This window comes from Embleya sp. NPDC059237, from assembly GCF_042754105.1.
Classification (GTDB): Bacteria; Actinomycetota; Actinomycetes; order Streptomycetales; family Streptomycetaceae; genus Embleya.
In genome coordinates this window covers 1-4,441 of record NZ_JBHZAE010000049.1, presented here as the reverse complement: position 1 = coordinate 4,441, position 4,441 = coordinate 1, and the positions used below count along the sequence as shown (strand labels likewise).

Below are 4,441 nucleotides of genomic sequence, written 5' to 3'. Positions count from 1 at the left end.
TTCGTCCCGTCCTTCATCGGCTCCTAGTGCCAAGGCATCCACCGTGCGCCCTTTCTAACTTAACCGTTAAAAAGAATCACTATGTGATATCTTGTATTACTAATTGAATGTGAATTCTTCTGTTATCTAGTTTTCAAAGAACACGTTGGTGGAGCCTAGCGGGATCGAACCGCTGACCTCCTGCGTGCAAAGCAGGCGCTCTCCCAGCTGAGCTAAGGCCCCAAGAATGGTCGGGAAGACAGGATTCGAACCTGCGACCCCATGGTCCCAAACCATGTGCTCTACCAAGCTGAGCTACTTCCCGATTTCAAAAATATTATGGCGCGCCCGAGAGGAGTCGAACCCCTAACCTTTTGATCCGTAGTCAAACGCTCTATCCAATTGAGCTACGGGCGCAACAATAAGTGCCGAGGGCCGGACTTGAACCGGCACGGTAGTCACCTACCGCAGGATTTTAAGTCCTGTGTGTCTGCCAATTCCACCACCCCGGCGTGGATGGTATAGTTGGAGCGGAAGACGGGATTCGAACCCGCGACCCCCACCTTGGCAAGGTGATGTTCTACCACTGAACTACTTCCGCGTTTGGCAATGCGGGTGAAGGGACTTGAACCCCCACGTCGTAAAGACACTAGATCCTAAGTCTAGTGCGTCTGCCAATTCCGCCACACCCGCAAATGAAAATGGTGAGCCATGAAGGACTCGAACCTTCGACCCTCTGATTAAAAGTCAGATGCTCTACCAACTGAGCTAATGGCTCTTACTATTCAATTTCAAAAAATAAAAATGGCTGGGCTAGCTGGATTCGAACCAACGCATGACGGAGTCAAAGTCCGTTGCCTTACCGCTTGGCTATAGCCCAAAAATGGTGGAGGGGGGCAGATTCGAACTGCCGAACCCTGAGGGAGCGGATTTACAGTCCGCCGCGTTTAGCCACTTCGCTACCCCTCCACATTAAATTTTGAAAAAACAGTGCCGGCAAGAGGACTTGAACCCCCAACCTACTGATTACAAGTCAGTTGCTCTACCAATTGAGCTACACCGGCATAGGTGGTGGCTCGGGACGGAATCGAACCGCCGACACACGGATTTTCAGTCCGTTGCTCTACCAACTGAGCTACCGAGCCATTTTATAAATGGCGGTCCGGACGGGACTCGAACCCGCGACCTCCTGCGTGACAGGCAGGCATTCTAACCAACTGAACTACCGGACCATTTTAAAATTTGGTTGCGGGGGCAGGATTTGAACCTGCGACCTTCGGGTTATGAGCCCGACGAGCTACCGAACTGCTCCACCCCGCGATGATAAAAGTAATGCTTGGCGGCGTCCTACTCTCACAGGGGGAAACCCCCGACTACCATCGGCGCTGAAGAGCTTAACTTCCGTGTTCGGTATGGGAACGGGTGTGACCTCTTCGCTATCGCCACCAAACAATTGAGAGTGTTCTCTCAAAACTAGATAACAGGTGTGACATCATTCAAAAATATGGTTAAGTCCTCGATCGATTAGTATCTGTCAGCTCCATGTGTCGCCACACTTCCACCTCAGACCTATCAACCTGATCATCTTTCAGGGATCTTACTTCCTTGCGGAATGGGAAATCTCATCTTGAGGGGGGCTTCATGCTTAGATGCTTTCAGCACTTATCCCGTCCGCACATAGCTACCCAGCGATGCCCTTGGCAGAACAACTGGTACACCAGCGGTGCGTCCATCCCGGTCCTCTCGTACTAAGGACAGCTCCTCTCAAATTTCCTGCGCCCGCGACGGATAGGGACCGAACTGTCTCACGACGTTCTGAACCCAGCTCGCGTACCGCTTTAATGGGCGAACAGCCCAACCCTTGGGACCGACTACAGCCCCAGGATGCGATGAGCCGACATCGAGGTGCCAAACCTCCCCGTCGATGTGGACTCTTGGGGGAGATAAGCCTGTTATCCCCGGGGTAGCTTTTATCCGTTGAGCGATGGCCCTTCCATGCGGAACCACCGGATCACTAAGCCCGACTTTCGTCCCTGCTCGACTTGTAGGTCTCGCAGTCAAGCTCCCTTGTGCCTTTACACTCTGCGAATGATTTCCAACCATTCTGAGGGAACCTTTGGGCGCCTCCGTTACCTTTTAGGAGGCGACCGCCCCAGTCAAACTGCCCACCTGACACTGTCTCCCCGCCCGATAAGGGCGGCGGGTTAGAAGGTCAATACAGCCAGGGTAGTATCCCACCGATGCCTCCACCGAAGCTGGCGCTCCGGTTTCCAAGGCTCCTACCTATCCTGTACAAGCTGTACCAACATTCAATATCAGGCTGCAGTAAAGCTCCACGGGGTCTTTCCGTCCTGTCGCGGGTAACCTGCATCTTCACAGGTACTATAATTTCACCGAGTCTCTCGTTGAGACAGTGCCCAGATCGTTGCGCCTTTCGTGCGGGTCGGAACTTACCCGACAAGGAATTTCGCTACCTTAGGACCGTTATAGTTACGGCCGCCGTTTACTGGGGCTTCAATTCGCACCTTCGCTTACGCTAAGCGCTCCTCTTAACCTTCCAGCACCGGGCAGGCGTCAGCCCCTATACTTCGCCTTACGGCTTCGCAGAGACCTGTGTTTTTGCTAAACAGTCGCCTGGGCCTATTCACTGCGGCTCTCTCGGGCTTGCACCCTAACAGAGCACCCCTTCTCCCGAAGTTACGGGGTCATTTTGCCGAGTTCCTTAACGAGAGTTCTCTCGATCACCTTAGGATTCTCTCCTCGCCTACCTGTGTCGGTTTGCGGTACGGGCACCTCTCACCTCGCTAGAGGCTTTTCTTGGCAGTGTGGAATCAGGAACTTCGCTACTATATTTCGCTCGCCATCACAGCTCAGCCTTATGGGAAACGGATTTGCCTATTTCCCAGCCTAACTGCTTGGACGCGGATATCCAATACCGCGCTTACCCTATCCTCCTGCGTCCCCCCATTGCTCAAATGGTGAGGAGGTGGTACAGGAATATCAACCTGTTGTCCATCGCCTACGCCTTTCGGCCTCGGCTTAGGTCCCGACTAACCCTGAGCGGACGAGCCTTCCTCAGGAAACCTTAGGCATTCGGTGGAGGGGATTCTCACCCCTCTTTCGCTACTCATACCGGCATTCTCACTTCTAAGCGCTCCACCAGTCCTTCCGGTCTGGCTTCACAGCCCTTAGAACGCTCTCCTACCACTGTTCGAAGAACAGTCCGCAGCTTCGGTGATACGTTTAGCCCCGGTACATTTTCGGCGCAGAGTCACTCGACCAGTGAGCTATTACGCACTCTTTAAATGGTGGCTGCTTCTAAGCCAACATCCTGGTTGTCTAAGCAACTCCACATCCTTTTCCACTTAACGTATACTTTGGGACCTTAGCTGGCGGTCTGGGCTGTTTCCCTTTCGACTACGGATCTTATCACTCGCAGTCTGACTCCCAAGGATAAGTCATTGGCATTCGGAGTTTGACTGAATTCGGTAACCCGGTAGGGGCCCCTAGTCCAATCAGTGCTCTACCTCCAAGACTCTTACCTTGAGGCTAGCCCTAAAGCTATTTCGGAGAGAACCAGCTATCTCCAGGTTCGATTGGCATTTCACCCCTACCCACACCTCATCCCCGCACTTTTCAACGTGCGTGGGTTCGGGCCTCCATTCAGTGTTACCTGAACTTCACCCTGGACATGGGTAGATCACCTGGTTTCGGGTCTACGACCACGTACTCATGCGCCCTATTCAGACTCGCTTTCGCTGCGGCTCCGCATCTTCTGCTTAACCTTGCACGGGATCGTAACTCGCCGGTTCATTCTACAAAAGGCACGCCATCACCCGTTAACGGGCTCTGACTACTTGTAGGCACACGGTTTCAGGATCTCTTTCACTCCCCTTCCGGGGTGCTTTTCACCTTTCCCTCACGGTACTGGTTCACTATCGGTCACTAGGGAGTATTTAGCCTTGGGAGATGGTCCTCCCGGATTCCGACGGAATTTCACGTGTTCCGCCGTACTCAGGATCCACTCAGGAGAGAACGAAGTTTTGACTACAGGGCTGTTACCTCCTATGGCGGGCCTTTCCAGACCTCTTCATCTACCTCGTTCCTTTGTAACTCCGTACAGAGTGTCCTACAACCCCAAGAGGCAAGCCTCTTGGTTTGGGCTGGTCCCGTTTCGCTCGCCGCTACTCAGGGAATCGCATTTGCTTTCTCTTCCTCCGGGTACTTAGATGTTTCAGTTCCCCGGGTCTGCCTTCTCATATCCTATGTATTCAGATATGGATACCACTCCATTACGAGTGGTGGGTTTCCCCATTCGGAAATCTCCGGATCAAAGCTTGCTTACAGCTCCCCGAAGCATATCGGTGTTCGTCCCGTCCTTCATCGGCTCCTAGTGCCAAGGCATCCACCGTGCGCCCTTTCTAACTTAACCGTTAAAAAGAATCACTATGTGATATCTTGT

General features: G+C 53.0%; 13 tRNA genes and 2 rRNA genes. All 15 read right to left on the bottom strand.

Going from position 1 to position 4,441, the window contains the following annotated elements:
- Nucleotides 1-146: 146 nt before the first annotated feature.
- Nucleotides 147-222: transfer RNA gene (locus ACFXKZ_RS52265), tRNA-Ala, on the bottom strand.
- 5 nt (nt 223-227) lie between these two features.
- Nucleotides 228-304, bottom strand: a tRNA-Pro gene (locus ACFXKZ_RS52260).
- 15 nt (nt 305-319) lie between these two features.
- Nucleotides 320-396, bottom strand: a tRNA-Arg gene (locus ACFXKZ_RS52255).
- A gap of 9 nt (nt 397-405) precedes the next feature.
- A tRNA-Leu gene (locus ACFXKZ_RS52250) sits at nt 406-491 on the bottom strand.
- A gap of 14 nt (nt 492-505) precedes the next feature.
- Nucleotides 506-580 (bottom strand) — tRNA-Gly (locus tag ACFXKZ_RS52245).
- 9 nt (nt 581-589) lie between these two features.
- Nucleotides 590-672: transfer RNA gene (locus ACFXKZ_RS52240), tRNA-Leu, on the bottom strand.
- Nucleotides 673-681: 9 nt separating this feature from the next.
- A tRNA-Lys gene (locus ACFXKZ_RS52235) sits at nt 682-757 on the bottom strand.
- Nucleotides 758-784: 27 nt separating this feature from the next.
- Nucleotides 785-859 (bottom strand) — tRNA-Gln (locus tag ACFXKZ_RS52230).
- Nucleotides 860-863: 4 nt separating this feature from the next.
- Nucleotides 864-948 (bottom strand) — tRNA-Tyr (locus ACFXKZ_RS52225).
- 22 nt (nt 949-970) lie between these two features.
- Nucleotides 971-1,043: transfer RNA gene (locus tag ACFXKZ_RS52220), tRNA-Thr, on the bottom strand.
- Between the two features lie 5 nt (nt 1,044-1,048).
- Nucleotides 1,049-1,124 (bottom strand) — tRNA-Phe (locus ACFXKZ_RS52215).
- Nucleotides 1,125-1,134: 10 nt separating this feature from the next.
- A tRNA-Asp gene (locus ACFXKZ_RS52210) sits at nt 1,135-1,211 on the bottom strand.
- A gap of 11 nt (nt 1,212-1,222) precedes the next feature.
- A tRNA-Met gene (locus ACFXKZ_RS52205) sits at nt 1,223-1,299 on the bottom strand.
- Nucleotides 1,300-1,313: 14 nt separating this feature from the next.
- A 5S ribosomal RNA gene (gene rrf / locus ACFXKZ_RS52200) occupies nt 1,314-1,429 on the bottom strand.
- Between the two features lie 54 nt (nt 1,430-1,483).
- Nucleotides 1,484-4,411: ribosomal RNA gene (locus ACFXKZ_RS52195) — 23S ribosomal RNA — on the bottom strand.
- Nucleotides 4,412-4,441 lie beyond the last annotated feature (30 nt).